Source organism: Kribbella sp. NPDC026596 (genome assembly GCF_040638415.1).
GTDB lineage: Bacteria > Actinomycetota > Actinomycetes > Propionibacteriales > Kribbellaceae > Kribbella.
Map to the genome: position 1 here is coordinate 1 of NZ_JBEZYF010000066.1, position 23,598 is coordinate 23,598.

24 protein-coding genes are annotated in these 23,598 nt (G+C 66.4%); 8 read left to right on the forward strand and 16 right to left on the reverse strand.

Annotated features, from left to right (window positions below):
• The first annotated feature begins 134 nt into the window (after positions 1-134).
• Both AB0E63_RS36760 and AB0E63_RS36765 read left to right on the forward strand, forming a co-directional pair.
• Positions 135-1,511 carry an amidase gene (locus AB0E63_RS36760; protein WP_360376490.1) on the forward strand — a complete coding sequence of 459 codons (1,377 nt, stop codon included), beginning with the start codon at positions 135-137 and terminating at the stop codon, positions 1,509-1,511.
• 12 nt (positions 1,512-1,523) lie between these two features.
• On the forward strand, positions 1,524-2,423 hold the full coding sequence (locus AB0E63_RS36765; RefSeq protein ID WP_360376492.1) for a hypothetical protein: 900 nt from the start codon (positions 1,524-1,526) through the stop codon (positions 2,421-2,423).
• A 20-nt stretch (positions 2,424-2,443) separates the two neighbouring features.
• On the opposite strand, the gene AB0E63_RS36770 is transcribed toward AB0E63_RS36765, so the two are convergent.
• From AB0E63_RS36770 to AB0E63_RS36780, 3 genes are all read right to left on the reverse strand, one after another.
• Positions 2,444-3,220 carry a L,D-transpeptidase gene (locus AB0E63_RS36770; RefSeq protein WP_360376495.1) on the reverse strand — a complete coding sequence of 259 codons (777 nt, stop codon included), beginning with the start codon at positions 3,218-3,220 and terminating at the stop codon, positions 2,444-2,446.
• 73 nt (positions 3,221-3,293) lie between these two features.
• On the reverse strand, positions 3,294-3,866 hold the full coding sequence (locus tag AB0E63_RS36775; protein WP_360376499.1) for a GNAT family protein: 573 nt from the start codon (positions 3,864-3,866) through the stop codon (positions 3,294-3,296).
• A gap of 52 nt (positions 3,867-3,918) precedes the next feature.
• Entirely contained in the window at positions 3,919-4,335 is a 417-nt protein-coding gene (locus tag AB0E63_RS36780) for a hypothetical protein (RefSeq protein WP_360376502.1), read from the reverse strand.
• 100 nt (positions 4,336-4,435) lie between these two features.
• On the opposite strand from AB0E63_RS36780, the gene AB0E63_RS36785 reads away from it, so the two are divergent.
• Entirely contained in the window at positions 4,436-5,341 is a 906-nt protein-coding gene (locus AB0E63_RS36785; RefSeq protein WP_360376505.1) for a LysR family transcriptional regulator, read from the forward strand.
• 56 nt (positions 5,342-5,397) lie between these two features.
• On the opposite strand, the gene AB0E63_RS36790 is transcribed toward AB0E63_RS36785, so the two are convergent.
• Positions 5,398-6,393: an aldo/keto reductase gene (locus AB0E63_RS36790; RefSeq protein ID WP_360376507.1), complete on the reverse strand. Its 996-nt coding sequence runs from the start codon at positions 6,391-6,393 to the stop codon at positions 5,398-5,400.
• Positions 6,394-6,454: 61 nt separating this feature from the next.
• On the opposite strand from AB0E63_RS36790, the gene AB0E63_RS36795 reads away from it, so the two are divergent.
• Positions 6,455-7,321 (forward strand): LysR substrate-binding domain-containing protein, encoded by an 867-nt coding sequence (locus AB0E63_RS36795; RefSeq protein WP_360376510.1) that lies wholly within the window; start codon positions 6,455-6,457, stop codon positions 7,319-7,321.
• A gap of 72 nt (positions 7,322-7,393) precedes the next feature.
• Here the strand turns inward: AB0E63_RS36795 and AB0E63_RS36800 are convergent, their stop codons facing one another.
• Entirely contained in the window at positions 7,394-7,897 is a 504-nt protein-coding gene (locus tag AB0E63_RS36800; RefSeq protein WP_360376513.1) for a hypothetical protein, read from the reverse strand.
• A gap of 10 nt (positions 7,898-7,907) precedes the next feature.
• A complete protein-coding gene (locus AB0E63_RS36805) occupies positions 7,908-8,366 on the reverse strand; it encodes a hypothetical protein (RefSeq protein WP_360376515.1) in 459 nt (152 codons plus the stop codon).
• Positions 8,367-8,524: 158 nt separating this feature from the next.
• Here AB0E63_RS36805 and AB0E63_RS36810 point away from each other — a divergent pair, with 158 nt between their 5' ends.
• Both AB0E63_RS36810 and AB0E63_RS36815 read left to right on the forward strand, forming a co-directional pair.
• Entirely contained in the window at positions 8,525-10,519 is a 1,995-nt protein-coding gene (locus AB0E63_RS36810) for a sensor histidine kinase (RefSeq protein ID WP_360376518.1), read from the forward strand.
• Positions 10,516-11,163: a response regulator transcription factor gene (locus AB0E63_RS36815; protein WP_360376520.1), complete on the forward strand. Its 648-nt coding sequence runs from the start codon at positions 10,516-10,518 to the stop codon at positions 11,161-11,163. The genes AB0E63_RS36810 and AB0E63_RS36815 overlap by 4 nt, the downstream gene beginning before the upstream one ends.
• 70 nt (positions 11,164-11,233) lie before the next feature.
• Here AB0E63_RS36815 and AB0E63_RS36820 read toward each other — a convergent pair whose 3' ends face one another.
• Genes AB0E63_RS36820 through AB0E63_RS36850 form a run of 7 tightly spaced genes read right to left on the reverse strand, consistent with a single transcriptional unit; the run spans position 11,234 to position 18,390 of the window.
• Positions 11,234-12,208, reverse strand: a complete 975-nt coding sequence (locus tag AB0E63_RS36820) for an aldo/keto reductase (RefSeq protein WP_360376522.1) — start codon at positions 12,206-12,208, stop codon at positions 11,234-11,236.
• A 58-nt stretch (positions 12,209-12,266) separates the two neighbouring features.
• Positions 12,267-13,232 carry a BadF/BadG/BcrA/BcrD ATPase family protein gene (locus AB0E63_RS36825; RefSeq protein ID WP_360376524.1) on the reverse strand — a complete coding sequence of 322 codons (966 nt, stop codon included), beginning with the start codon at positions 13,230-13,232 and terminating at the stop codon, positions 12,267-12,269.
• The gene (locus AB0E63_RS36830; protein ID WP_360376527.1) at positions 13,229-14,530 is read right to left on the reverse strand and encodes a glycoside hydrolase; all 1,302 of its coding nucleotides are present in this window, start codon (positions 14,528-14,530) and stop codon (positions 13,229-13,231) included. The genes AB0E63_RS36825 and AB0E63_RS36830 overlap by 4 nt, the downstream gene beginning before the upstream one ends.
• Positions 14,531-14,533: 3 nt before the next feature.
• The gene (locus AB0E63_RS36835) at positions 14,534-15,307 is read right to left on the reverse strand and encodes a hypothetical protein (RefSeq protein WP_360376530.1); all 774 of its coding nucleotides are present in this window, start codon (positions 15,305-15,307) and stop codon (positions 14,534-14,536) included.
• A gap of 1 nt (position 15,308) precedes the next feature.
• Positions 15,309-16,121 carry a carbohydrate ABC transporter permease gene (locus AB0E63_RS36840; protein WP_360376533.1) on the reverse strand — a complete coding sequence of 271 codons (813 nt, stop codon included), beginning with the start codon at positions 16,119-16,121 and terminating at the stop codon, positions 15,309-15,311.
• Positions 16,118-17,050 (reverse strand): sugar ABC transporter permease, encoded by a 933-nt coding sequence (locus tag AB0E63_RS36845; protein ID WP_360376535.1) that lies wholly within the window; start codon positions 17,048-17,050, stop codon positions 16,118-16,120. Before AB0E63_RS36845 ends, AB0E63_RS36840 begins: the two co-directional genes overlap by 4 nt.
• The gene (locus AB0E63_RS36850; RefSeq protein WP_360376538.1) at positions 17,047-18,390 is read right to left on the reverse strand and encodes an extracellular solute-binding protein; all 1,344 of its coding nucleotides are present in this window, start codon (positions 18,388-18,390) and stop codon (positions 17,047-17,049) included. The genes AB0E63_RS36845 and AB0E63_RS36850 overlap by 4 nt, the downstream gene beginning before the upstream one ends.
• 123 nt (positions 18,391-18,513) lie before the next feature.
• On the opposite strand from AB0E63_RS36850, the gene AB0E63_RS36855 reads away from it, so the two are divergent.
• The gene (locus AB0E63_RS36855) at positions 18,514-19,227 is read left to right on the forward strand and encodes a GntR family transcriptional regulator (RefSeq protein WP_360376541.1); all 714 of its coding nucleotides are present in this window, start codon (positions 18,514-18,516) and stop codon (positions 19,225-19,227) included.
• Positions 19,228-19,281: 54 nt separating this feature from the next.
• Here the strand turns inward: AB0E63_RS36855 and AB0E63_RS36860 are convergent, their stop codons facing one another.
• Positions 19,282-20,361 (reverse strand): hypothetical protein, encoded by a 1,080-nt coding sequence (locus tag AB0E63_RS36860; protein WP_360376544.1) that lies wholly within the window; start codon positions 20,359-20,361, stop codon positions 19,282-19,284.
• A gap of 482 nt (positions 20,362-20,843) precedes the next feature.
• On the opposite strand from AB0E63_RS36860, the gene AB0E63_RS36865 reads away from it, so the two are divergent.
• Complete coding sequence (locus tag AB0E63_RS36865) at positions 20,844-22,088, forward strand: DNA cytosine methyltransferase (protein WP_360376547.1); 1,245 nt, start codon at positions 20,844-20,846, stop codon at positions 22,086-22,088.
• On the opposite strand, the gene AB0E63_RS36870 is transcribed toward AB0E63_RS36865, so the two are convergent.
• Together AB0E63_RS36870 and AB0E63_RS36875 are read right to left on the reverse strand one after the other, a co-directional pair.
• Positions 22,085-22,501, reverse strand: coding sequence for a very short patch repair endonuclease (locus tag AB0E63_RS36870; RefSeq protein ID WP_360376549.1), 417 nt, complete (start codon positions 22,499-22,501; stop codon positions 22,085-22,087). The two genes, AB0E63_RS36865 and AB0E63_RS36870, sit on opposite strands and share 4 nt — an antisense overlap.
• Positions 22,502-22,594: 93 nt before the next feature.
• Positions 22,595-23,575, reverse strand: a complete 981-nt coding sequence (locus tag AB0E63_RS36875) for a NaeI family type II restriction endonuclease (protein ID WP_360376552.1) — start codon at positions 23,573-23,575, stop codon at positions 22,595-22,597.
• Positions 23,576-23,598: the final 23 nt, after the last annotated feature.

Here is a 23,598-nt window from a genome sequence, read left to right on the forward strand (position 1 = left end):
CGTCGACGGCGGCTGGACCGCGGTCGACGGCCGCTTCGACCCACCCACCTGACGCGCACTTCGATCCAATTGAGATGGCTGCGTCGTCCGCCGAACTGGGACGCCGTTTCGATCTTCGACACTGAGGAGCCTGCATGAGTCTCGCTGATCTGACCGCGACTGACCTGCTGTCTCGCTATCGCGACCGTTCGATTTCACCTGTCGAGGTGATCGAGGACGTGCTCGCGCGGGTCGAGGAGTTGGAGCCACGGATCTGCGCGACGTACGCACTCGACCCGGACGGCGCCCTGGCCGCCGCGCAGGAGTCGGAGCGCCGCTGGCGTGACGGAGTCGCCGGTGCGCTGGACGGCGTACCCGTGACAGTCAAGGAGAACATCGCCACCCGCGGCACCCCGGTCCCGCAAGGCACCGCCGCGACGGTGCTGATCCCGGCCACCGAGGACGCGCCGGCCGCGGCACGACTCCGCGACGCCGGTGCGGTGATCTTCAGTAAGACGACGATGCCGGAGTACGGGATGCTCTCGTCGGGCGTGTCGACCTTCCATCAGCTGACGCGCAACCCGTGGAACCTGTCGAAGACGGCCGGTGGTTCGAGCGCCGGCGCCGCGGCGGCCGCGGCGGCGGGGTACGGACCGATCCACCTCGGCACCGACATCGGCGGCTCGATCCGCCTGCCCGCCGGGTGGTGCGGACTGGTCGGACTCAAGCCCACGCACGGCCGGATCGCCGTCGGTAACCCGTACCCGGGTCGCGCGATCGGCCCGCTCACCCGTACGGCGGCCGACGCGGCGCTGGCGTTGTTGGTCATGTCCGGCTACGACCCGCGCGACCACACGTCGTTCCCGTCGCTGTCTGATGAGTACACGGGGGACATCCGCGTCGAGGATCTCCGCGTCGCGCTCCTGCTGGACGCCGGCGTTGGTCTGCCCGTGGACCCCGAGGTGACCGCGGCGGTCGCGGCGGCGGCCGCCGTACTCGAGAAAGCTGGGGCGATCGTCGAGCCGATCGCTCCGATCATCACACGCGAGATGCTGGATGGATTGGACCGCTTCTGGCGGGTACGGTCCTCGGCGGACATCGCGGCGCTGCCCGAGGAACGCCGTGCGAAGGTGCTCCCGCAGATCCGTTCCTGGGTGTCGACGGCCGTCGAGCTGTCCGGGTTCGACGTCTTCGACGGCTTCAGCCAGATGGGCGCGATGGCATCCGCGGTCACCGCGGTGTTCACGTCGTACGACGTGATCCTGTCGCCGGTCGCGCCGATCACGGCGTTCGCGGCCGAGCTCGCGTATCCGACCGACGACCCGTCGAGACCCTTCGAGCACATCGGGTTCACCGTGCCCTACAACATGTCCGCCCACCCGGCGACCACGGTGAACGTCGGCTGGTCCTCCTCGGGGTTGCCGATCGGCGCGCAGCTCGCCGTACCGCATCATCAGGATCTGACCGCACTTGCCCTGACCGGATATCTCGACAGCCAGCAGACCGAGCGGCGAGACTGGCCTGTGGGGTGAAGACTTGGGCTGATGGACGGCAACGTGTTCGACGAGGTGGCGGTTCGCGCTGACCCACTGCAGCGCGGGCTGATCTCCCACTGCTACCGAATGCTCGGCTCCGTCACCGAAGCAATCCAAGTCGCCGACAGTGCCTCGTCCCACGAGGTCGCGACGCGTGAGTGCCTCCACCGAGGCGGCGCGCGCCTGCTCCCGACCGACCTCGCTCCCGCGAGCGGCGACCCCGAGGGTGAGCTGAGCCGGCGTTCAGAGGTGCTCTGGCTCGAACCGATCCCCGACACGCTCGCCGACGACCACCTGATCGATCTGCAACTGATCGCCGCCCTGCAACGACTCCCCGCTCACGAGCGAGCCGCTGTGATCCTGCACGACGTCGAAGGCTGGCCCGTGCCACGGATCACCGATCTGCTCGGTCAGGTCGACATCCGCCAGGCCAGGTCACACTTCCGCCCGGCGCCAGGTCATCAACTCGACCAGCCGGAGTTGCTCGGCCGGTATGCGCGCGCCTTCGAGGAGTACGACGTACCCGCGATCGTCGAGCTCTTCGGGGACGACGCGATCTGGGAGATGCCGCCGTTCACCTCGTGGTTCCGCGGGGCGCGCAACATCGGCCGGCTCATCTCGACCCACTGCCCGGCGAAGGGTCCCGGCGACCAGATCCTCGTCCCGGTCAAGGCCAACCGCCAACCGGCGTTCGCCGTCTACATGCGAGACCCGACCGACAACATCCACCGAGCCTTCCAGATCCAGGTCCTCACCCTCACCGCCGCCGGAATCATCCACGCCGTCGCGTTCTTCGACCTGAGCCTCTTCCCCACCTTCCAGCTCCCCGACCTCCTGGCCGGCCTCCCCCCAAACCCCTACGACGGCGCCCCCCGCCCCCACATAGAACGCCTCCACCCCCACGACTAGGCGGTGGGCGTTACCCCGGTTCAGTACTCGCCGTAGACCTGGACTTTGGTGCCGATGGGGGTGTCGGCGAAGATTTGGTGGATTTCGGGGCGCATGACGCGGACGCAGCGGTGGCTGGCGGGGTAGGGCTTGATCAGGGAGTTGACCCGGGAGCCGTGCAGGGCGATGCCGGGGCGGTCGCGCAGGAAGTAGAGCGAGTCGTACATGAACGCGTCGTCGTACAGGCTGCTCTCGTGCGCGCCGGCCCACTTGCGCCAGACCTTGCCGGTGCGGTTCGGGGTCTCGTACCCGGGTGCGCCGGTCGAGATCCAGACGATCCGCTTGTAGGTCTTCCCGACGATTTGGTACAGGATCTGGCAGGTCTTGTTCACGTAGATGCCGGGGGAGCGGGTCGGCGTCGGGCGCTTGGTTGCGTTGAGCACCGAGTACGCGTCGGTCAGCGTGAGGCCGCCGCGGCTGACCGGCAGGCCGTTGGTCTCGCGCCACGCGCACAGTGCCTGCTTGGCGCGGACGGTGATGTCGCCGTCGATGTCGCCGACCGGGTACCCGAGCTTGTCGAGTTGCCGCTCCACGCGCAGCGCGTAGTACTGCGGCTTCTGCTTCACCTTGGGCTTCGGCTTGGCCGTCGGGGTCGTGGTCGGCTTCGCGCTCGGCGTACTGACGGAAGCGGAAGGCGTGCTCGAGGTCGTCGTACTCGAGGGGGATGGCGTCGATTCACTCGCGGCCACGTCGGAACACCCCGCGAGTACGAACGCCAGTACGACGGCACCGGCAACGAGACCACGTCGACGAGACACGATTCCCCTCTCCCTCGAGCACTTTTCAGGGTCGCAGAACCTCATCGAGTGAGCCTGCAACGACCCGCCGAGATTAGTGCTCCGAGGGTTCCCCGCAGGCGTGGTGACCCGGTCCCGTCACCGAACCGTTGTCGAGGACAGGCCCCGGGTCGTCCCGCAACCTGCTGTACAGATACCCGTCGCGGTACTTTCCGGCCCGGAACTCACACGCGCGGATCACCCCTTCGAGGGTGAAACCCGCCTTCTCCAACGACTTCTGCTCGGCCACGTTCTCCGGATGCGTCGCGGCCTGGACCCGCTGCACCGGCGTGTGATGGAACAGGTACTCGGTCAGCATCGCCTGCGCGCGCCACCCGATCCCGCGCCCGCGGTACTCCGGCAGGAGTGCGATCCCGATCTCCCAGTACGACGTCCTGCCGTCGAACGACCTGGTCCGCCAACTCACGAGCCCGGCGGTCTCGTCGTCGGCCCGGACCATCAACCGGGAGTCGTCCTTACCCAGGAACCCGTCTTCGGCGAACCGCCGTACCGACGCCTGCGCGTCACGGAACCCACCCCAGTCCAGCCCGATCAACCACGGCTCGACCGCGAACCGCCGGAACAACCCGAGATCCTCTTCCACCGCAGGCCGCAGTTCAACGCGCATGCGGGTCAGATTAGGTGGCTCCAGGACCACCCCGTCGTACTCGGTGCGGCTGTCAGAGGCCGAGGTCGCGCAGGAACTGCGGCTTGTAGGCCTGCATCGCCACGTAGTGCGGGTCCGGGACCTCCATGCCCGCGTTCTTCGCCGCGTCGCTGGCCGCGTCGTGCTCACCCACCGGCACGCTCGGGTCGGTCCACTCCTGCTCGGCCGGATTCCACCGCGTCACCGTGTACTCGGCATCGAGCTTGTCCTTGGCAACGAGTTCCTTGGCGGTCCGCTCGGCCTCCTGCGCATCCGCGAGGGTGTGCGTGTACATCAGCATCCGGTTCCCGTCCCGGGTCACCGTCACGTGGTTCCCGAGCCGCTTCTTGGCATCGTCATCCAGATCCAGTGCCCGCAACCGGTCCCAGAACGACAACCTGTGCTCTTCACTCCCGAGCACAACCTCAACCCGAAACTCCTCATCCGCCATGCCACCACCCTACCGATCCTCACCGCGTACCTCGCCAAGGCAGTGGCCAACATGCGGGATAGGTGAATCGTTTTGCTTCGATCGACTAGAGTTCTTAGTCATGGAGCTGAGGCACTTGGAACACTTCGTGGCGGTGGCCGAGCAGAAGCACTTCACGCGAGCCGCCGAGGCGATGTCGATCTCCCAGTCCGGCCTGTCCGCCTCGATCCGCGCGCTCGAGCGTGAGCTCCGCGCCCCACTGTTCGTCCGCAACACCCGCAGCGTGGAGCTCACCGAGGCAGGGCGGGCGCTCCTGTGCGAAGGACGTCGTACGCTCGCCGCCGCCGAAGCAGCCAAGGACGCGGTCGCCGCGGTCCAGGGTCTGCTGCGCGGTCACCTCACGGTCGGGCTGGAGCAGTGCCTCGGGGTGGTCGACGTACCGGCGTTGCTCGCCAAGTTCCGCTCCGCCTACCCCGGCGTTGAGATCGAGGTCCGCCAGGCCGGCTCCACCCCGATGCTCGACGAGTTGGCGTCCGGCCGGCTCGACGTCGCTTTCGTCGCGACCGCGGGCGACCCGGTCGACGGCCTCGACCTCCGCCCGCTCTCTCGCGAGTCGATGGTGCTCGTCTGCGCCCCCGACCACCGCCTCGCCAACGCGACCGCGGTCACGCTCGACGACCTGGCGGGGGAGTCGTTCGTCGACTTCGACCCGACCTGGGGCGCCCGCGCCATCTCGGACCAGGCCTTCGCCACCGCCGGCGTCGCTCACCCGGTGACGATCGAGGTGAACGACGTACACACGCTCCTGGCCCTGGTCGCCCACAACCTCGGCGTCGCCCTGGTCCCCGAACGCATCGCCGCCAAACGAGGCGACCACGTCACCGTCGGCCTCACCCCCGGCAGCGCCTCCGACTGGCAGGTCTCGGTAGCCGTCCCCACCGGCACCGCCGCCTCCCTAGCCGCCGACGCCCTCATCGGCATGCTCCCCACAACCGCTACGCATACTAGGCCCGATCGGCTTCCCTGACTCGGCCTCGCCGTTAGCCGACGAGTGCCACAGCGATCGTGGCAACGGCGAGCACTTCACCGTGCGTCCTGCAGCAGCGTGGCGCCGACCGGCTTGAGGCGAGCGAGTACGGCGTCGATCCGCGTGAGCGTGTCCGGGTGCAAGGTGACGTCGGCGGCGGCCAGGTTCTCGGCGATGTGCGCCGGCGTACGGCTCCCTGGGATCGGCACCACGGCCGGGTCCTGGTGCAGCAACCAGGCGAGCGCGAGCTGACTCCGGGTGATCCCGAGATCCGCGGCCAGCGCCTGGAGAGCGGCGTACGACGCATTGTTCGCCTTGAGGCTGTCCGAGTCGAACCGTGGTGCGTTGTTCCTGAAGTCGTCCGCGCCGAGATTCCGCACGGTGCCGGTCAGGAAACCCGCGCCGAGCGGGCTCCACGGTACGACGCCGATGCCGAGCACACGCGCCGCCTCGAGCAACTCGGGATCCACCGGCCGCCACATCGACCACTCGGTCTGGACCGCGGCGATCGGATGGACGGCGTGCGCCCGGCGCAGCTCGTCCGGCATCACGTTCGACACTCCGAGATGGCGAACCTTGCCATCGGCAACGAGCTCGCCCATCGCCCCGACGGAGTCCTCGATCGGGACCTGCGGGTCGGGGAAGTGGAGATAGTAGAGATCGATCACGTCGATCCCGAGGGTGCGAAGGCTGCTCTCGGCGTAGCCGCGGATGTACTTCGGCTCGGCGTTCACCAGCAGTTCCTCGAACGCGAAGCCAACCTCGAGCGGATGGGGTTGCGCGCCGTCGGACAGCTTCAGCCCGAACTTGGTCGCGACCGTGATCTGCTCGCGGCGCCCGCGAATCGCCCGGCCGACCAGCCGTTCGTTGTGCGCGTCGTTGCCGTACGCGTCGCTGGTGTCGATGAACGTCCCGCCGGCCTCGATCGCCGCCTGGATCGCCGCGACACCGCGGTCGTCGTCGATCTCGCCGTACATGCCGGGCGAGAGCACCATCGCGCCGAACCCGATCGCCGGTACCTGGAGCCCGCCGAGATTGCGCAGTGTTGTCATGGCTCCACCCTCGGGTCGTGGGTGCTTGCCCGTCCAAGACCTGTTGATATAACCATCGGTTATGGATGCGCACCTGCGGGAACTGCGCTACTTCGTCGCCACGGCCGAGGACCTGACCGTGACGGCCGCGGCCGCACGCCTGTTCGTCTCCCAGCCCGCGCTGTCCAAGCAGCTACGAGCGCTCGAGCGGCGGCTCGGCTTCGAGCTGTTCGAGCGACTGCCGCGCGGCCTGGCCCTCACCGACCAGGGGAGTGCTCTGCTCCCCGTCGTACGAGCGATGCTCGAGACCTGGGACCGCGGGTACGTCGAGGCGCGGGCACTCAGCCACCCTCGGCAGTTGGTCGTCGGCATGCAAACCGCCGTCGGCCGCGACCTCCAACGCCCCGCGGTCCAACGCTTCCGCGAACGCGCCCCCGGCTGGACGGTCGCTCTGAGGCTCGTCGGCTGGGATGACCCAACCGCCGGCCTCGCCGACGCCACCAGCGACGTTGCCTTCGTCTGGCTCCCGGTACCTACCGGGCTGGCAACCCGAGTCCTGATCCGCGAAGACCGCTGGGTGGCCCTGCCCTCAGGACATGCGCTCGCCGACCGCGCCGAGATCCCCTTCGCCTCGCTGCTCGAGGAACCATTTGTCGCCTTGCCGGTCGCAGCGGGCCCACTCCGCGACTTCTGGCTGGCGCTGGACGCCCGCCCCGGCCCGGCGCTGATCGCGGCAGAGGCCACCGCCGCCGACGAGGTCCTGGAACTGGTCAGTGCAGGTGTCGGCGTCGCCCTCATCGCCAAGGGCAACGCCCGCCTCTACGAACGCCCCGGCGTGACCTTCCGACCCGTCCCAGACCTTCCACCCGCCGAACTGGCCATAGCTTGGCGCCGCACCGACCCCCGCGACATCGTCCACCTCTTCGTCGACTGCATCGACCCGGTCTGACGTCGACAGGGCCCGTGCAGAGCGGTTCGGCGTCCGCCGTGATGTCGCGAGGACGCCGAACCAGTGGGTGCTTCAGCCGCAGGAGAAGGTGTCGCGGGATACCACCACGACGCCGTTGGCATTCAGGGTGAGTTTGCCGGCGAGCCGGAGGTCGACGACCGTGCCGTCGGTGCCGCGGAGTGTGCTGCGGAGCCGGTACTGCGCGACTCGCGAGACGTCGCCCTCATCGGTGAGCGCTGTCACCACCCCGTTCACCTTCTCGCGGTATGTACCGGAGTACGTCGGCAGGGTGGCATCGTCCGGGATCAGCTCGACCCGGCCGTCGATGACGCCGTTGACGTGGAACTCCCCGGCCAGTTGTCCGCCCGGTGGCGCCACCAGCCGATACCCGCCCGACCGGACCTCGTGGAAGGTGCCCGGCCAGGAGACACAGGGACCGTCGCCCGCCGCGAAGGGTTCGTAGTTGTCGTAGTCCTCGATGAGGAACGAATGCTCGGCCCCACCCGCGGATGCGGGAGCAGCGGAGACCCCGACTAGGGTCAGAGCGCCCAACGCAATAGCCAGCTTGTGCTTCATCTCCGCCCCCTCAGCCGAGTACGCAGGTGATGGCAGCAGCAACCAGAGCGATCGCGCCGAGGACGAGTGCGGTCATCGTGACAGCCCCGAACGATCCGACCCGGCGCCGATGCTCCAGCGCCAGGACGATGGCGACCGCGCCGAACACGAGCGGCCACCCCGACCAGAAGACGATGTACGTCGCGGCTGCCGAGATGCCGAGGCCGAGCGCGGTCCCGGCGAGCCGGCCGGGCGATCCCGCCCGGGCCCACAGGCCCAGCCACACCGCGATGACGCCGGCAGCAACCACGATCCCGACGTACAGCGCGATCTCCCCGGCCGTTGTGGCCGGTGCATCGTCCGCGTCGGCGTTGAGATTGAAGACCCCGCCGGCTGTCATTGCGAGGCCATAGATCACTGCGCCGGTTGCCGCCGCCCACAGCGGACTGAGCACGTCGAGTCGGTGTGACGCGCTCGTGGTGGTAGTCATGGGAACCCCCTTGGTCTGAGAAATGCTTGCCTCGAGCGCACCACCACTGACCGGCGGGACGGATCTGTCACGGGACGCGGTCGGGCCGGGAGAGTTGCCCGCGTGGACCGGGACCTCTGTCCCAGGACATCTGGCCCGATCGGGCGCACACTTTGGCCATGGGGACGCAGCGTGATGAGGACCTGGTCCGCCGCATCGGCGGCTGGTCGATCGCTGCCCTGACCCTCGCCCTGTTCGGGACGGTCCCCTTCTCACTCTCGGGCGGTGTCATGTCCCGCCCGGAGGTGGTCGCCTCGGGCCCCGAGTTGTGGCTCGGACTGATCGTCGCCTGCTTCGCGATCTCTGGTGCAGCGTTGATCCACCTGCGACCAAGGAACTGGATCGGCTGGATTCTGGTCGCCTCGGGGTTGCTCCAGGTGACGAACGTAGCCGTGGACTCGTACGCCACCCGTGCGCTCACCGACCCTGACCACTCGCTGCCCTTGGGCCTCGCGGCGGTCTGGCTCGCATCGTGGACCTGGATCCCGTCGTTGCTGTTGCCGGTGATCGTGCTGCCACCGCTCTACCCGACCGGACGACCGTCGTCGGCCTTCTGGTCGTGGCACGTGCGGGCGGCGCTCCTCGGTATCGGGCTGATCGTGTTGGCGGCTGCCACTGGTCCAGGTGGAGTCGACGACACCGTGCGCGGGACGCGGCTGCCGTGGGACACGCCGTCCTGGTGGAACTGGGGCCTCGGCTTGTCGGCGGCTGCGCTCCTGATCTGTACGGCGGCCGTCACCGTCGTCGGAACACTTGTCCGCGCAGTCCGAGCCAAGTCACCGGAGCGGCAGCAGTTGCTGTGGCTGCTGAGCGTGATCACGGCGATGCTGGCGACAGTCTTCACCGAGTACGGGGTGGTGTTCGCCATCGCCTACGGCCTGGTCCCGGTCGCGGTGACGATCGGCGTACTGCGCTACCGCCTGCTTGGCATCGAGGTCGCCCTGCGTCGCACGCTGCTCTATGTCCCGCTGACTCTGCTCGTCGCCCTGGTCGTCGGCGGACTCACCACCGTCATTGCCCGCCTGGTACCCGAGGGACCGCTGCCACTCCTCGCCGCGTCGGCCGTGGTGGCAGTACTCGTGATTCCCGTGGCAGCGCGCCTGCGACCCCTCGTCGATCGTCTGGTACTCGGTGATCGCGCCGATCCACTCGCCCTCGTCGACCGAGTCGGCGCCGGGCTCGAGATCGAGCATGATGATCCGGTCGTCTCCATGCTCGAGGCAGTCGCTTCAGCCGCAGGTACGTCGTACGCGGTGGTGCGGGATGTCGACGGCCGACCGGTCGCTGAGGTGGGGTCGTCAGACAGCCCAGGTCTCGACGTTGCGCTGCGGCACAGGGGAGTGCAGCTCGGGACGTTGACCATCGGACCGCGCCGCGGTGCGACGCAGGTGACCGAGCAGGACGCGCGGCTGGTGACAGCCTTGGCGCCGCACTTGGCGGTCGTGATCCGATCCGCGCGCCTCGCCGAGGAACTCGCCCACGAACGGACTCGCGTGACCACCGCAACCCTCGCCGAACGCGATCGCCTGCGCAGGGATCTCCACGACGGCCTCGGGCCGTCACTCGCGGGGATCGCGCTCGGCCTGCACGCCGCAGGCACCGCACATCGGACTGATCCCGACGCCGTACCGGCCCTGCTCGAGCGGACTCGCGCGGAGGCCGAGCTCGCGGTCAGCGAGATCCGCCGGGTACTCGATGGGCTGCGGCCCACCTCGCTCGATCTGCACGGGCTCGAGGGTGCGGTGCGCGACACCGCGTCGTCGCTCGGGATGGGTCAGCCCGGTGGTCCTGCCTTCGATCTCCGGACGGAAGCGCTGCCGCTGCTGCGGCCGCAGGTGGAGGAGGCGGCGTTTCGGATCGTCGCCGAGTCCCTGACGAACGTCGCGCGCCACTCGGCCGCTGACCATTGCACGGTCCGGCTCAACCAGGCGAACGGAGACCTTCGGGTCCGGGTCTTCGACGACGGCTGCGGATTGGGTACGGCGGTTGCCGCCGGGCATGGGCTCGACTCGATGCGACGACGCGCCGCCGACATCGGGGGAGAGGTCTGCGTGGAACTCGCCGAACCGCGGGGGACGCTCGTGACCGCAGTACTGCCGCTGGAGGCGCCATGACGCTTCGCGTGGTCCTGGCCGACGACCACCCGATGTACCGCTACGGGCTGACCGCCGTCCTCGATCAGGCCGACGGCATCGACGTCGTCGCCAGCGTCGGGGACGGCGCCGCGTTGGTCGATGCGGTCCGGGACCTGTCGCCAGACGTCGTACTGACGGATCTGTCCATGCCTGGCCTCGACGGGGTGGTAGCGATCGCGCAGCTACTGGGTCTGCAGCCCGAGCTGCCGATCTTGGTGCTCACGATGCACGAGGACGACGCGCACGTCTTCGCCGCACTGCGCGCGGGGGCCCGCGGTTACCTGGTGAAAGGCGCCGACGGAGCAGAGATCGTCCGCGCGGTGTACTCCGTCGCCTCCGGCGAGGCCGTGTACGGAGGCGCCGTCGCCCGGCGGATCGTCGCCTTCTACTCCGGCCGCCAGGTCGAATCGCCTATCGCGCGCGCCTTCCCGGACCTGACCCCGCGGGAGCGCGAGGTCCTCGAGCTGCTGGCAGCCGGCTGCCGCAACCACGAGATCGCCCGGCGCCTCGGCATGTCCGAGAAAACCGTCCGCAACCACGTCTCCCAGGTACTGACGAAGCTCCAGGTCCCCGACCGCACCGCCGCCGCCCTGAAGGCCCATGAATCCGGCATCGGCGGTTAGGAACAGGCAGCGATCCAGGCAGAGGAGGGCCGTCGTACCCCCCGCGGGTACGACGGCCTCTGTGCTGCTCTTACCAGGCGTAGTCCTCGGGGGAGGTCTTGTAGCCGGGGAAGATCTCGTCGAGGCGGGCGAGGGCCTTGTCGTCGAGCTTGATGTCGACGGCGCGTACGGCGGAGTTCAGCTGCTCCATCGTCCGCGGCCCGACGATCGGCCCGGTGACGGCCGGCTGGTGCAGCAGCCAGGTCAGCGCGAGCTCACCCGGCTCGTGGCCGAGCTCATCGGCGAACGCCTCGTACTGCTCGATCTGCGGACGCAGCTTCTCGAGGGTCTCCTTGGAGCGGCCCTCGAGGCGGCGTACGCCCTCGTTCTCCTTGCGTACGACGCCGCCGAGGAGGCCGCCCTGCAGCGGCGACCACGGGATCACGCCGAGGCCGTACTCCTGCGCTGCCGGCAGAACCTCGCGCTCGACGTCGCGCACCAGCAGGTTGTAGATCGACTGCTCGCTGACCAGGCCGATGTAGTTGCGCCGCGCCGCGGCCTCCTGGGCCTGCGCGATGTGCCATCCGGCGAAGTTGCTCGACCCGGCGTACAGGATCTTGCCCTGCTGGATCGCGACCTCGATCGCCTGCCAGATCTCGTCCCACGGCGTCGCACGGTCCACGTGGTGGAACTGGTACAGGTCGACGTAGTCGGTCTGCAGCCGCTTCAGCGACGCGTCCAGCGCGCGCCGGATGTTCAGCGCCGACAGCTTGCCCTCGTTCGGCCAGCCCTCGCCCATGTCGCCGTAGACCTTGGTGGCGAGCACGGTCTTGTGCCGGTTCGCCGGGTCCTTCGCGAACCATTCGCCGATGATTTCTTCGGTCCGGCCCGGGTAGATGGCCCGCCCGTACCCGTTGGCCGTGTCGAAGAAGTTGATGCCCTTGTCATGCGCCGCGTCCATGATCGCGTGCGCGTCCCCCACCTCGGTGTGGGGCCCGAAGTTCATCGTCCCCAACACGATCCGACTAACCGACAATCCAGTACGCCCAAGATGAGTGAAGTCCATACCTCCACCCTTGCGCGCGGACGCCAACTCTTCCAACAAAAGAATCAGGTCAGTGCCATCACCTGAGCTTCTGAGTCAACCTGTCGCGCATCGCCTCGGTCGGATTGGCCCCACCTTCAGCCAGAGCGTCCAGCAGCGCCCCCACGAGGGCGGGGTCCTGAGTGTGCCGAAGGTCGAGGCCGAGATTCCGACGATCGCACGTACGGCGAAGCGCGGCGAACATCGGCGCGTTCGGCTCCCGGACGAGACCGCCGCCGACCACCACGGAGACCGGATCGGCCAGTCCGCAGGTACGCGCGAGGCTGAGGATGTAGTCGGCGAGGTGCTCCGCCTGCGTGTCGACCAACTCAGCCACCACAGGGTCGTCATCGATGAGCGCCAGTACCGCCGGTGCGTACGCCGCCAGCGCCGCAAAGTTGAACGTGTTGCCCCGCTCGGTCGTGGTCTCGAGCATCTCCTCCGGCGTCGATGCGCCGAGCAGTGGGGGAAGCACGGCCGTAAGTTTCGTGGACTCGGTCAGCCCGAGCTCGGACAGATACACCGCTCGCAGGGCCTGGCTCACCAGGCCGGCGCCGCCGAGCGGGTGCTGCAGCCACCACGACAGCGCCCACTCCTTCACCGGACCGCGGCCGGCCAGCGCGGCCCCGGTGCCCAGCACGACGGAGATGCCTTGCCCATCAAGCCGGCCGCACCGAATCAGGGCGAAGCCGTCGTTCTTGATACTGAAGCGCCTCACATCGAAATGCGGGCTCAGCGCCGTGGTCCAGAACTCCGAGTCGGCCGGCCAGTCGACACCCGCCAACCGGAAGGCGGCATACCTTACGTCGGAATGCGACAGACCCGCGGTCTGCAGCACGTCGCCGACGAGGCTGAGGACGACGTCCTTGGCGGCCTCAGCCCCAGCCGGCGCGTAGATGTCGCCGACCCCGCCGCGGGCGAGGCCGACGAGGTCACCGTCGGCCGTCGTCAAGCCCGCCCAGGTCTTGGTGTTGCCGGCGTCGACGGCAAGGAAGACGTCTCTCACGCAAGCAGTCTTTCCGGCAGGTACGCCGAGTGCGCGGCGGCCATCTCGTCGTACAAGTTCTCGGCGACGGACAAATCTGGCACCAAGGGGTTCGCGATGAGCGCCCGGATGGCGTCCGCCCGGGTGCCCTCCCAAGCTGCCTTCGCCGCCAGCATCTGGTAGTCGGCGAGCTGACGCGTGATGCCCCGAACGGCGAGGGGCAGCGGCTGTTGCGGGTCGATGTGGCAACCCTTCCGGTTCACGGTGCAGTACACCTCGACGACAGTCTCCGCGTCGAAGCCCGGAAGTGCATTGTCAACATTAGGAAGGTTGACCGGCAGACGGGCGCCAGTGTCGTTGTAGTACGCGCTCATCACGTCGATGGCCAGCTCGAGTTCGTGGATCCCGCCGCGCGACCGGGCCGGGTCGAGATGAGGATGGCTGGCCTCGGCCTGTTCGCGGTAATGGTCCCAGTAACCGGGAACGGCGTTCATGATGTCTTCCGAACGGGTTGTCGGCGACGCCTGCTGCGCTCTGAACAGCTCGTTCCGGAAGTAGTAGTAGTTGAAGTAGTCAGACGGGATGGACTGCATGACCACGGCGAGGTGCAGCGCTCGCTTCGAGTTGTCGTCGAGGGTCGGGTCGTTCTTGCGCTCTTCCCAGGCCGCTTCGAGCAACGGCATCACGTCTTGCCCGTCGTACAGGTGCTCGTAGCTCCAGCAGTTGTGGTTCACGCCGGCCATGGTGACCTTGGCTCGATCGGGGTCGAGCCCAGCAGCCTTCAGTACGACGGGTGGGAACACGATCGGCCCCTCGCACATCGAGTAGATGGGGATCGGCGTGTAGTCCGCGACCGCCTGGGAGACGATGTTGACCGGGTTCGTGTAGTTGAAGATCACCGCGTTCGGCGCAACGGCCTGCAGGTCATCGGTGATGCCGCGCATGTCGTTGATGGAACGCAGCGCCATGAAGAAGCCGCCAGGCCCCTGGGTCTCCTGCCCGATGACGCCGTGCTTCAGTGGGATCCGCTCGTCTAGCGCGCGGGCGGCGAAGTTGCCGGGGCGAAAGCTCGTGAGTACGGCGTCGACGTCAGCCAAGCCGGCTCGCTGGTCCGTGGTCGCCGTGACGGTGATGCCGTCCCCGCCCTCCGCAGCGAGTTTCTTCGCGATCTTGAGGACGGTCTCCAGACGGTCCGGGTCCTTGTCGACGAGCACCACCTCCGACCCCGCGAACTCAGGGCCGTGCCACAAGAACGAGGCCATGGTGCCGGCCGCTCTGGAGGATCCTCCGCCGATGTAGGCCATCTTGATGCGAGCCATGTCTTATGAGACTCCTTCTCGTTCTGACGTCTGTGCGGCTTCTTCATCCGCGTAGATGAAGGCGTTGCGGCAGTCGTGGACGATGGTTGCCGGCCACAACGGGTCGTAGCTGTCGGCCTCGCGAATACGGTCGAAGGCGTACGCCTTGTTCGATCCCCACAGCAGCATCACTGCGGAGTGCGAGAGCTCCGCCAATTCCGCTGTACCGATCGTGACGCCGTACGTCGGGACGTCCGCAAGGGACCGTAGATGCGGGAACGTGGACAGGTTGTCTGTCCGTGTTGACTGAGGCAACGTTACGACCCGGGTGGGCGCGTCCCGCGGCGTACCCGGTCCGTTGAGCGCGACGTGGCCGTCGCCTTGACCACTGGCCAGCAGGAAGAGATCGATGCCGCCCAGTTCGACGACCTCCTGCTCGAATGCGCTGGGCTCGTTGGGATCGGGGGCGATCACGCTGTCCGGGCGCAGGCCAAGGGGTGTCACCAGATTCCGTTGGGCCCAACCGATGCAGCTGTGCGGTGTGTGGGGCGACAACAGCGTCCATTGTCCGGCTCGGCCCTCCACGTACTCGTCCATCATCACGACCCGTAGGCCGTCCATGCGTACGCCGCCTTGGTGCGCCAGCCGGGTCAAAGCAGCTGCCACCGGGGTTGCACTCCGACCGGCGGGGAAGCCGACAACGTACCGATCCTTGGTGGCGAGCTGATCCAGAATCTGCCGGGCAATGACTTCGCCGATCTCGGCTGCGGTGGACAGCACGGTGATAGGGGTGGTCACATCACTCCTTGACCGCGCCGGCCATGACGCCGCTGATGAACTCGCGCTGGAAGAACAGATAAAGAGCCACGACCGGCAGCGAGACGATCAGTGAACCGGCTGCCATCAGGTTGACCTGCAGCACGTGCCGTCCCTGGAAGGCGCCCAAGGCAACGGTCGCGGTCTGCTTCTCGGGATCGCCCAGGAAGATCAGGGACAGGAAGAAGTCGTTCCAGGTCCACATGAACGACAGCAGGACCAAGGTAAGAACCGCGGGACGAGCCATCGGAACCAAGATGCGCCACAGCGTGCTCCACACTCCCGCTCCGTCGACGGCTGCGGAGTCCATCACCGATCGGGGGAGCGCTCTGAAGGTTGCCCGCATCCAATAGGTCCCGAAGGGGACTCCCATGCCGAGCTGAATGATGACCAGTCCCAACCAGGAGTTGGTGAGTCCGATGCGCTCGAACTCGTAGTACAGCGGAATGACGATCACCTCGGTGGACACCATCATCCCGAGCAGGATGACCGGGAAGAGGAAGCGCTCCCCGACGACTCCGAGGATGCCGAATGCGTATCCAGAGAGGATTGCGAGCACCGTCTGTCCGGCAACGGCGCTCACGGTGATCACCAAGGACGCGTACATGGAGTGGGCGAGGTTGCCGTCACGCCAGGCCGCTCCGAAGTTGCCCCACGAGATCCTCGAGAGGTCCAAGGCGCCCGAGGTGTTGGGGCTCAGGGAGGTGAGGACGAACCACGCGACGGGGAAGAGTACCCCGACCGTCAGCGCGATCACGATCACGTAGTTCGAAGCGCGCTCGTACCTGGAGATCATCGGTCTTTGTTCTCCATGATCCGCGTGATGGCGACCGCGATACCGAGGCACAGGACGGCCAGGACCACGCCGGTCGCTGACGCCTTGCCGACATCAGGGTTGACGAAGGCCAACTGGTACAGGAGAAGCGCCGGGGTGGTCGTGGCACTCCCGGGGCCGCCCTGGGTCGTGATGTAGACCATGTCGAAGGTCCGCAGCGCGCCGGTGATGGTCAGGGTCAGCGCGATGGCCATCTGGCCGCGCAGGCTGGGGAGCGTGATCAGTCGGAATTCCTGCCACCGCGTCGAACCGTCCAACCGAGCGGCCTCGTACAGCTCGTCCGGGATGGCGAGGATGCCGGCCAGGAACAGCACCATGGTGAAACCGAAGCCACCCCAGACGCCGATCATGCCGAGCGACGGCAAGGCCCAGGTGAAGTCACCGAGCCAGTTGCGAGTCAGGTGGTCCAGGCCGACCCAGCGCAGCGTGCTGTTCAGGGGGCCGTCGGGCGCGTAGATGCGCTTCCAGATGATGGCCACCACAACGCTGGTCAACACCTGCGGCAGGAAGAGGAACCAGCGGTAGATCCCCTCACCACGGATCTTTGCCCTGCTGAGCAAGGCGGCCGAGATCAGTCCGAGGCCGAGCGGGATCAGGCCGAACATCAGGATCAACACGAGGACGTGCCCGAAGGCGGCGTACATCCGCGGGTCCCGTCCGAACTCCAGGTAGTTCTGCAGTCCGACCCAGGACGGCTCGCTGACTCCGTCCCATTTGTAGAAGGAGTAGTTCACCGTCTGGAGCAGCGGCACCAGGACGATTGCGCCGTACAGCAAGAGTGCGGGCGACAGGTAAAGCAGTCCGATCCAGCGCCGCTTCTGCGTCTGCCTCGAGACCGTTCGTGCTCGCGTCTTGGCGCCGACCGCCAGACGAGAGGTCTGAACGGTCATCGTCGTCCGGCCTGGAACTTGTCGTAGTCGGCCTGAACCGCCTTGACCAACGCGTCCGGGGCGGCCCGGCCGGCCAGCAGCAGTTGCACCTGACCACCGAGGGTGTCCAGCATCGAGGGCGTGGACCAGTCGAAGTACGGGACGTAGCCGTTGTCCTTGTCCAGCGCCTGCTGACCGGCGATCTCCGTACCGAACTCGGGGTTGTCCGACGGTGCCTTGACCTCGTTGAGCAGGGGGAGGAGACCGTTCTCGACGACGTACTGCGCGGTCTGCGGGCCGGCGAGGAAGTCGAGGAACGAGGCGGCGACATCGGGGTGCGCGCATTTCGAGCCGAGTGCGACGGCGGTCGATGCGCCCGTACCGACGACCTTCCCGCCAGCGGCCTGGGGGAGCTGCACGTACCCGTACTCCTGCTTCTGGGCGCCCTTGAACGCAAGGGATCCCGTGTACTCGAACCGGAACGCGGACTTCCCCTTGAGGAAGTTGTCGGCGGCATCGGCGTACTGGATGCCCGCGTGGTTGGGCGTGAGCCAGCCCTTGTCCTGGTAGGACTTGAGGCGTTCCGCCGCCTCCGTCAGCCCGATCTCGGCGGCCTTCACCGAGCCCGTCGAGTAGACGAAGTCGTTGATCTTCTTCTGGTCGCCGTACAGGTCCTGCAGGGCGAGAAGGATCGCCGTCGACGAACCCTTGTCCTGCGATCCGTAGCCGATCGGTACGACGCCCGCGGCCTTGGCCTTCTCGCACGCGGCCTCGAAGGAGGCGAGGTCCGTGGGCGGCACTACGTTTAGGCGACCCAGGACTGCCTTGTTGTAGTAGAGGCCGATCAACGACGAGCTGGCGACAGGCGTGGCGAACAGTGATCCAGAGCCCATCTCCTTCCCGTCAGGAGTGAACTGGGTCTGACGGAGGATCGTGCTCGGGAACCTGTCCCAGCCGAACGCCTTCGAGTAGCCGTCCAGGTTGAGGACGAGCCCTGCCTTGGACAGCGTGCCCAGGGACTGCCATCCGTTGTTGACCGTGATGATGTCGGGCGGGTTCTTCTCCTTCAACCGCAGATTGGCCGTCTGGGTCAGCTGACCCCAGTCGACCGATGTGCGCTTGATCGTCACGTTCGGGTACTTCGCCTGGTACGCCTTCGCCGCGTTGGCAACCCACTGGGCCGCGTCACCGGACCACCAATCCAGCATGGACAGCGTCACCGCGCCGGCCTTGGCGACGTCGATCGACTTGGCGGGCGTGGACGGGGCACTGCTGGCCTTGCTGCCCTGCGGCGCGCAACCAGCCACCGTGAACAGGCCGAGCGCGGCCCCCGATTTCAACACCGTCCGCCTGGTGACCATCGTGACTCCTTCACCGTGTCCCGTGATTTGCCGCCACCTTACGACGTCGAAACCAGTTATGCCAGTGCGAACCAGTTTTGAGTTTTACGGTCAGTTGGGCCTGGAACTGGTATAGTGACGGTCGTGACGACAGGGGATTCCGCCATCGAGCGGGTCAAGAAACGGATCCGCGAGGGGATCGTCAGCGGGCGCTACCCGAGCGGAAGCCGGCTGCCGAGCGAACGGCAGTTCGCCCTCGAGACCGGCCTCAGCCGGATGACCGTCCGGGTCGGATTCCAGGCTGCCTCCGACGACGGCCTCATCGTCCCGTCACCCCAACGAGGCTGGTACGTCCGCGACCTCGTACTCCGCGAACCCCCGAGCCGACTCCAGTCCTTCACCGAAATGGCTCACGAACTGGGTTTCCGCCCCAGCTCCGAACTCCTGGACCGCCGCGAACGCCCCGCCACCCTCGACGAGGCCCACCGCCTCCACCTGGCCCCCACAACCCCCGTCGTAGCGATCCGCCGCCTCCGAGGCATGGACGGCCGCCCCGTCACAGTCGAAGACCTGGTCATCCCAGTCGCCATCGCCCCCTGGCTAACCACCGTCGACCTAACTGACGCGTCCCTCTACGAACTCTTCTCAGCCCACGGCCTCGAGTTCTCCTACTCCCGCTACACCGTCCAAGCCCAGAACGCCGACTCCACCCTCGCGACCCTCCTCAACCTCCCCACCGGCGGCGCCATCCTCGTAGCCACCGAAATAGCCTTCACCCAAGACACCACCCCCCTCCTCTCCGGCACCAACCACTACAGAGGCGACGCCTACCAATTCACCGCCGACCTAACCCGCTAACGAGCGGTCAGACTGAGGCAGAACAGCACGCCGATTCCTGCGGCAAACGCTGCGTCAACCGTCGATCAACTCCGTGATCGCTTCAAAGACGGTCTCGGTGGCGTGAGCATCCGAGACCACATCGACCAGGCGGACCGACGGATACTTTCTCCACCCAGCTGCGCGAGCATCAGCGATCTTGTGCTTCAGAGCAGCGATCTCTTCCAGCTTCGTTGCCGCGGCCTCGATCCGATCGGGGACCTTCCGTTCGATGACGTCGCCGAAGTAGAACACCAAATAGGCCTTGCTGGTAGGGCTGTCCGTATTGATGTTCAGCACCCAGGCCGCCGTCGGATGGCCATCGATGTTGTACCAACCGCCGACACCGGGAGTTGCCCCTCGACCCCACGACAGCTTGACTCCGCGTGCGTCGACATCTGCGAGTAGCCGCTCCACCAGCGCGACTTCCTGCGGACTGCAGCGCGCACGCGTCGCCTCGAGGAAGGAATCCTGCGTCCACTGACGCCCGCCTGGATTCTTGGCGCCGATAGCGGCCGTCGTCCTCCCAACCACCCGAGGGACGTAGGCAACCGACGTGCCGCCAACAAACTGACGAAGCTCCACGCCGAGGACCTCAGCCGGATTCATCTGCTCGTTCAAGAACTCGATCACGCGAACCAGTTCCGGAGGCAGCGCATCGGCGACGAAGATCATCCGTATGCGTCCCGCGATCAGGTTGGAGTCGACAGCTTTCCAGAACTCCTCCGGCTCCAACCCCGGCCGAAGCTCAGCCAGCATCGCTTCAACCGCCGTGTTCTCCTGCGCCGCACGCGTCTCAAGCGCCTGTCTGATAAGCGAGAGTGGCCAGTGCTTCACTGCGTTCGCCGCGTAGTCGAGCATCTGACCCACCACCTCTCGGCGTATGCGCGTGTCAGACGATCGCTTCACTTCGACCAGCACAGGAATGCACTCGTGGTCGATGAACAGATGATCAAGGCTGAAGTTCGCTGGCCCTTGTTCCGCGGTCGGCACGCCCATCTCACGGCTGACAAGCAAGAGCCGTGCCTCACCATCGCCCTCGGTCGTCGGCCCCGCGATCACCTCTGGATACTTCGCCAGCGCGCCCTGCAAGAGTTCCTCAGAGTCGTACGGCATCTCCTCAAGCAGCGCGAGCTCGTTCCCAACCCTCAAGAAGATCCCAGTAGCCGCCACTGCCACCCCTCCCCGGTCGAAGATCCAGGCTAGACCTGAGAAGGCTCCAGGGGGAGGTTGAATGACTAGCGGTGGCATCTTGGTCGGCTACGTTCCTCGCCTCAACCGCCATCGTCTGGCGCGTCATGAGTCCAGGCCCTCGGCGTGCTGATGACTGTGGTGAGCCATGTTCAGAAAGTAGTCGAGCCACGGCCGGCGGGCGTCCTGCGACTCAGGATGCGTAGAGGCTAAGCTCCTCGTGTTCGATCCCCTGGCAGAGCGGAAGAAGTCGGCATGAGATGCGCCGAGACGATGCAGCGTAGATCCCAAGGCTTGAGCTGGGACTGTGCCGTCCGGGCGCTTGCCGCAGACCGCTTGATGGATTTGACCGGGCCAGGTGCTCATCTCTACACTCGAACAAATGTTCGAACCACGGGGGAGGTCTCATGACTTCATTGCGGGTAGTGGAGATCTGTGCTGGTGCCGGCGGCCAGGCACTTGGACTTGAGCTCGCTGGATTTGATCATGCCCTGGCGGTTGAGCTGGATCCTAAAGCGGCGGAAACGTTGAAGCTCAATCGGCCGGACTGGGAAGTGCGTGTGGGTGATGTGGCCGACCCAGAGGTCTGGGATCCCACCAAATTCCGCGATATCGATCTGCTGGCAGGTGGCGTTCCCTGCCCTCCCTTCTCAATCGCCGGCAAGCAGCTCGGCGCGAACGATGAGCGGGATCTGTTTGCGTGGGCTGTTGAGCTCTGCGGAATCATGCGTCCGCGGGCTCTCATGCTCGAAAATGTCCGGGGCCTTTCGGCACCGAGGTTCTCGGCATACAGACAGCATGTGCTCGACCGCCTCAATGAACTGGGTTACGTCGCGGACTGGCGTTTACTTCAGGCCTCCGACTTCGATGTTCCTCAGCTGCGCCCCCGCTTCGTGCTGGTGGCACTTAGTAAGGATGATGCGCCGTACTTCAGCTGGCCTGAGGCCACCCCGGTTCAGCGCACCGTCGGTGAAGAGCTTGTGGACCTGATGGCCAGCAACGGTTGGGAACACGCTGAGCACTGGGCAAGCCGTGCCGATCGGATCGCTCCCACCATTGTTGGCGGATCAAAGAAGCATGGCGGTGCCGACCTCGGACCTACTCGTGCCAAGCGTGCGTGGGCGGAGATGGGTGTCGACGGACTCGGCGTCGCAGACGAGCCCCCGCCTGCTGGTACGCCGAAGGGGTACAACCCCAAGTTGACGGTCGAGATGGTTGCACGGCTACAAGGCTGGGACGAGAAGAAGTGGTTGTTTGCCGGCCGAAAGACCTCCAAGTACCGCCAGGTTGGCAATGCATTTCCCCCTCCGGTTGCCAAGGCGATCGGCCGCCAGATCGTCGCTGCGCTGAATCACGAAGGCGAGCCGCGACTGCAGACTGAGACCGCAACTCACAACGAGGTCTACCGAGTCCTGCGGGGAGCGGACGCGCCGCTCACGACTGATCAGATCTACGAGCGAATCAATGGCGCGCTCACTCGTGAGGAGATCAAGATCCAGCTGAAGCATCTGACGCGCGACTTCGACATGCACGAGGGCGAGTCGGCGTCTGGCGAGGCCACCTACAGACTTGGCACTTTCAGGGCATTCATCGGCCAGGACGACCACATCCGCCACGAGTATCTAACCCAGATGCGCTCCAAGGTGAGCTAGTCGCGGTCAGCGTCGAGGGCAGCCGTGACCTTCCGGACCGCGTCAACGAGAAGCTCGTGTTCCCAGATGCGAACCACAGCCCAGCCGTCATCCTGCAGAGCAGCGTCGGCGAGCCTGTCTCTCTCAACGTTGCGCTGAAGCTTTGGCGACCAGTATTGCGAATTGACCGACGGCTGGCGCCCGTGCTCAGGGCAGCAGTGCCAGAAGCAGCCATCGATAAATACCGCGACCTTGCGCGCGGTGAAGACGATGTCCGGCCGGACCCTGCGCGATGAGGTGTAGACACTGAGATCCTTCCGGAAGCGATAGCCACCCCGGTGCAGAGCCGAACGGAGCTCGACCTCAGGCTTCGTGTTCGCCCGCCGGATCGCTTGCATATTTCGCGACCGTCCCGGCGATGTTGGTGTGTCCACGAGGCTTGCCGTCTCCCATCTCCCAGGTGTGTCATCGAGCCCGGTGCTCCGGCGGCAGGTTGGGCATCCGCCGTGGATGCTATGCCTCAGGCTTCATGTGGCGGCAATGTCGGTCGAAGTCCGTCCCCGTCCCTTGCGGACGTCGGGGAGCCTCGGCGCGGGTACCGTCACCTGTTCATCATCACGTGCCAACCGCCAAATCTTCCCGTCTAGTTCGATGGCCCAAGGCATATCCGCGTTAGCGGGAACGACCCTGAAGCTGACTACCTCGCCAGGTGCAGGTACCGGTACGCCTAGGCGCCTGGCCACGGCCCGATGGGCCTCGTAGTCACCGCCAGGGATCAGGTAGCCTTCGCGTCGAAGTGTGGTCCGTGCTCCGTTTCCGTTGTCTCGAAGCCGTGCCATGTAGTCGTCTTGCTGCGCCAACGTTGCGATCGTATTCCGCCCAATCCGGCGCTGCGTAACCAGCCGCATTAGCTCGGTAACTCGTCCCTGCCCTGACATCGGAGCAAGCACCTTCGCAAGAGTGGCCGGGGCGAGGCCAAGAAGTACGTTAGGCGGCAGATCAGCCTCGAAGTGCAGCCAAGAGATTTGCTCTCGGCCCTTCAGACTCAGCTGAGTCTTGCCATCACGATTCACACTTGCCCGGCGGTTGGCGTCGGTAGCCCTAACGACTCCAAGACTCCAAGTCCCTCGCTGATCGTCTGCCCATGCCACTAACAGCAGCTGCCCGAAGCACTCCGGTGGCAGCATCCACCCGCCGAAGCTCTGAGAGAACTTGCAGTCGACGTCGTGCCCGCAGATCGAGTAGTCGAGCGCACGACCTTCGACGGTGTCATCTATGACATCGTCGAACTCCCGCCGCAGGTTAATCTCGAGCAGCGTCCCGTAGTGCGTCTTCTCGGTCTTGAACAGCTGATCCCACCGAAACCGCCCAGTGTGCTGCCCGTCGTACAACTGGTCATACGTCGCCCGGAACACAGCCGCCGCCCGCTTCCCATCCGGATCTGCGGCGAAGAAGGCCTGAACCACTTCGTCGCGCTCAGGATCAGGATCCGGAGCATAGACAGGCATGCCTGGCAGGGGAGCATCAGTCA